The sequence below is a fragment of the Streptococcus cristatus genome (assembly GCF_001578775.1).
GTDB lineage: Bacteria > Bacillota > Bacilli > Lactobacillales > Streptococcaceae > Streptococcus > Streptococcus cristatus_A.
Window position 1 is genome coordinate 1649624 of record NZ_KQ969062.1, and the last position, 4865, is coordinate 1654488.

At 42.7% G+C, this 4865-nt stretch carries 2 protein-coding genes; both read right to left on the minus strand.

The genetic code is table 11. The features are described 5' to 3' along the window. Positions 1-435 (minus strand): DegV family protein (locus tag SCRDD08_RS08045; RefSeq protein WP_155719798.1); only part of this gene is annotated, 435 nt, incomplete at its 3' end. A 184-nt stretch (positions 436-619) separates the two neighbouring features. Next, positions 620-4534, minus strand: a complete 3915-nt coding sequence (locus tag SCRDD08_RS11100; protein WP_081104275.1) for an SHIRT domain-containing protein — start codon at positions 4532-4534, stop codon at positions 620-622. Between the last annotated feature and the right edge of the window lie 331 nt (positions 4535-4865).

Below are 4865 nucleotides of genomic sequence, written 5' to 3' on the forward strand. Positions count from 1 at the left end.
CTTTTGTAAAATCTCCTCCAAAGTCGCTCCGGCTTTTGCCATTTTAGCAGCCTCAACGACTTGGAATTTCATGGCTTGGTCCGTGAAAGAACTATCGACAACCGTTACATCAGCTTTGGCCAAGGTAGCACCCTGACGAGCTGCCTCTACGGTGCCAGATAAAGCATGAGACATGTGAATCGAGATAATTTGAACATCTTCTGCTGACAAATCTTCGAAAACTTCTGCAAATACTCCAACTGGTGGCTGGCTAGTCTTGGGCAGATTTTTACTAGACTTCATCAACTGAAGGAACTCTCCCTCCTTCAAATTGGAATCCGAGTAGACTACACCGTCAATCATGACTGTCAAAGGAACTATCGTAATATTCAAATCTTTTGCTAGTTCAGGCTCAATCGTAATCGAAGAGTCTGTCACAATTTTAATTTTTGTCATATTTTCCCTACTTTTATCCTGTTATTGAGTCTATTATACCAAAAAATCCTAAGTTTTTGTGAATCAATCTTAGCTTAATCCATAAATCTCAGAAAAATAAGAGCCTTCTAAGTCAAACGATACTTAAAAGACTCTTAATGATTTGATTAGGTCCTAGCCAAAGTTTATACAAAGAGCTGCACTTTTAAGCCTCATCATCTTTGCGCTTGTGACCAAGAATCATGAATCCTAGACTCGCAAGAAGAGCACTTGTTGTCGCTCCCGCGATAGAAACTGGAGCTGTGCTACCTGTATTTGGTAAGGTCGCTTGTTTAGTCTTATCTCCTGCAGGAGTTGGAACAGCTGGCTTAGCATTTGGAACAGGTTTGCTTTCAGGCTTCTTCTCTAACTGATCCGTTTGAACTTTAGCTGCTGAATCAGTCTCTTGAGTTGGCTTCATTTCTGGAGTCACTGGTGGAACCGGACTTGGCTGAGGTTCTGGTTTTGACTGTGGTGCTGGTTCCGGTTGTGGTTCTGGTTTCGGCTGCGGTGCTGGTTCCGGTTGTGGTTGCGGACTAGGAGCTTGTTTCGCTTCAAAGGCCCATTTTCCTACGAAAGTCAAACTTGTTCCCTCTTCCACTTTTTCATAGCCCAGGAATTTCCAAGTACCATTTGTAGCAGCCACTTCTACAGGCATCGGTGCTTCTGGAACAAAAGCAATCGCTGCAGAAGAACTTGTAGTATATGTTCCACTTTGTGGAAGTAAGCTCAATACTTCTGCTGGCAAGTTGTTGTCTGCTGTCGCACTTTCAAAGCGGTAAGTCACTTTATAGGTTTCAGTTACCGGTGCAGGCAAAACATTAACTGGTACGGAAACTTCAGTAGAAGAACCATCTGGATAATCAACACGAACTGTACCGCTATAAGTAGCTGGTTTTGTGGTATCTATTTGGCCCACAGGTGTGATATCAACTGCCTTAGTGCCAGCTGGAAGGCTTGACAAGTTCGTCACATTATCGATCAAGTTTGGTTTGTCTCCAACCTTGATGATTTCTTCCGTTACCTGAGGCGTATAAATTTCAGCATTTTTCGGATTTGCCTTGAATTCCCACTTACCTACCAACTCTACATTAGCCTTGTTGACAACGGCGCTAGCTGCGTCGTAACCCTTGAAGGTCCAAGTGCCATCATTCACAGTATCTGTGTAAGTGGTTTCCGCTGGTTGTTGAACTGAAACTGCAACACCATTCACATAAGTCGCACTGTCGCTTGGAGTCAAGGATGTGATAGCCGCTGGAAGAGCTTTGCCAGCAGTCGCACTTTCGAAACGGTAACTTGCTTGGTACTTGTTAGCTTCAAAGGCCCATTTCCCTACAAACTCCACATTAGCCTTGTTGATAACAGCACTATCTGCAGCGTAGCCCTTGAAGGTCCATACACCGTCATTCACTGCGTCTGTGTAAGTAGTTTGAGCGGGTTGTTGAGCCCAAACAGAGGCACCATTCACATATTTTGCACTGTCGCTTGGAATCAAAGTGGTGATGGCTGATGGAAGAGCTTTCCCAGCAGTCGCACTTTCGAAGCGGTAACTTGCTTGGTACTTGTTAGCTTCAAAGGCCCATTTTCCTACAAACTCTACATTAGCCTTGTTGACAACGGCGCTAGCTGCGTCGTAACCCTTGAAGGCCCAAGTACCATCGTTCACAGTATCTGTGTAAGTAGTTTGAGCGGGTTGCTTAGCTGAAACAGAAGCGCCATTCACATAAGTTGCACTATCATTTGGAGATAAGGCCGTGATAGCAGCTGGAAGACCTTTCCCAGCAGTCGCACTTTCGAAGCGGTAACTTGCTTGGTACTTATTGGCTCTAAATTCCCACTGACCAACAAAGGTAACATCTGCCTTATTGACCACAGCACCAGCTGGAATGTACCTCTTAAAGGTCCAGATACCATCATTCACTACGTCTGTGTAGGTCGTTTGGATTGGCTGCTTAGCAGAAACTGCAACACCATTCAGATAAGTCGCACTATCGCTTGGAGTCCAACCTTTGATTTCTGCTGGAAGAGCTTTATCTACTGTTGCACTCTCAAAGCGATAAGCTGCTTGGTACTTGTTAGCTTCAAAGACCCACTTACCCACGAAAACTACATCGGACTTGTTCACGACTGCACTATCTGCAGCGTAGCCCTTAAACGTCCAGGTACCGTCATTCACTGTGTCTGTATAAGTCGTTTGAACAGGTTGTTTGGCTGAAACTGCTGCGCCATTCACGTAAGTTGCACTATCATTTGGAGATAAGGCCGTGATAGCAGCTGGAAGATCTTTCCCCGCGGTCGCACTTTCGAATCGGTAAGCGGCTTGATACTGATTCGCCTTAAATTCCCACTTACCAATGAAAGCTAAATCAGCCTTTTTCACAATCTTACTTTTAGCATCGTAACCAACAAAAGTCCATATACCGTCGTTCACATCATCTGTGTAAGTCGTTGTAGTTAGCTCTTCTGGTAGAACTTTTTGTGTATTGTAGTAAGTTGAGGTGTCTTTTGGTGTTTTCTTCTGGATAAAGTCAGGTAAAGAAAGTCCAGTCGTCCCACTTTCAAAACGATAGCTTACATGGTGCGGTCTAGGCGTTACTTCCCATATACCAGTATGTATCACGCGCTTGCCATCATAAGTCGCATTCTTGTGCTCATATCCCTTGAAGGTCCATATGTAATCTTTTTCGGCTTCTTCTACTGATTCTTTAGTCGGTTGCTTGGCTACAATTGTGTCGCCAATCTTGTAAGAGGCCTCATCTTTCGGAAGCATGTCCAAGATACTTTGTGGCAATTGGACACCTGCTTTAGATGATTTGAATACATATTCTGGGTTTGGAGTAGGTACCCAACTTCCAACAAAAGTCCGTCTTCCCACTCCAATAATGACCTTTTCTTTATCGTATCCTTCGAATCTCCAAGTCACCTTATTTACTGCATCAACATAAGTCGTTTCACTCGGTTGCTCAGCATCTACTTCTGTAAGAAACAGGCCGCCCATCTTATAATCAGTTGGATTTTTCGGAGTCAGCTTGGTAATGTATGCTGGCAATGCAATATCAGGATTGGTTGACTGGAACTCATAGTCGACACCATTTGGCTCAAAGCTCCACGTTCCAGTTATGGTTTTGACTCTCGTTCCTGCAATAGCTTTTCCATATTTAGCTGTATCAAAACCATGGAAAGTCCAAGTACCAGTTGGAACACTTACTGTAGTTGTCTCAAGTTGAATCACATCTTTGTAATCGTCCGCTTGAGCTACAAATTCACTAGCAGCTGGAAGCATTGAGCGAATCTTATTGGGCAGAGGATAGATCGGAGTTGAGTTCTTAAATTTATATTCTACTCTGTAGGTAGTATCAGTCTGTTTTGTAGAATCCTCAGGCAATTTTCCTTTAGAGGAAGTGTCTCCAGACTCTGCTCCTTTTGAAGGAATCTTATCCTTTCCCAAGATGACTTTTGAATTTTTATTACGAAGTCCTGAATTAACGAAGGTTACCAGATTTCGGTAAACTTTATCAATTTCTTCTTGCTTTGTCGCAGTTTGAAGTACGCTATCAGCTGCTGTCATCAAATCATTAAGGATTTCTAAACTCTCATCTGTTTTCCTTGAAAAATCCTTGTTACGCAACTCTTTGAGATAGTTCTCTAAAGCACTCTTCTTCAGACTAACATTTGCAGAAGGCGACTGTGCAGCTCCTTCTGTGGATGGCTGAACCGTTTCAGCAGCTGGTTGAGAATTTCTAAGAGCAGTTGAATCTGTCACTTGACTTGTCTCTGTCACAGTAGGGGTAGCAGATTTTAAGATAGCTTGATTGTCCTCTTTAGTCTCTGCTTGTACTGACGCAGAAGCCATTGTTGAAGTCGTCTCTTGATTCTCTATTTTTGTCGCTTCAGACGCTCCTTCTGAGGCTTGATTATCTGACTTATTTCCCACTTGTGCTGTAGATTCGAGCTCATCGGCGTGGACTGTTTGGTCCACTCCAATCGCAGTGGGTGCAAACAAAAATCCAATCGCAAGGGACACAGTAGCAACTGATAATTTGCGGATCGAATATTTTATCTTTCTGTCCTGAAAAGACATCCTTTCCTCCTCTTTTACTTTCTTGGCAACTATTATAGCATAAATAGTGATAATTGCATATTAAGAGAGCCTTTTCTTCGCGTTTTTGGTTTCCTATGAAATGAATAATCATCATAAGTAAAAATAGGTATTGACTATACTTCTATCTCCTGAGTACGAAAAAAGATTGAAAAGAGGCTGGGACAAAAGTCTAACCTTAAATATAAAAAGCGAACAAAACGAGTTATCTGACATTCAGAATTCGGTCTTGTTCGCTTTTTTGTCTAATCTATCGATTTTAAAAATTTAGAATAAAGAATTCCTAAAATCAAAATCTTTTTGTCCCGGCCTC

Excerpts from the sequence above, each read along its gene's own strand:
- SCRDD08_RS11100 (WP_081104275.1), bottom strand. The coding sequence starts at position 4,534 with ATGTCTTTTCAGGACAGAAAGATAAAATATTCGATCCGCAAATTATCA.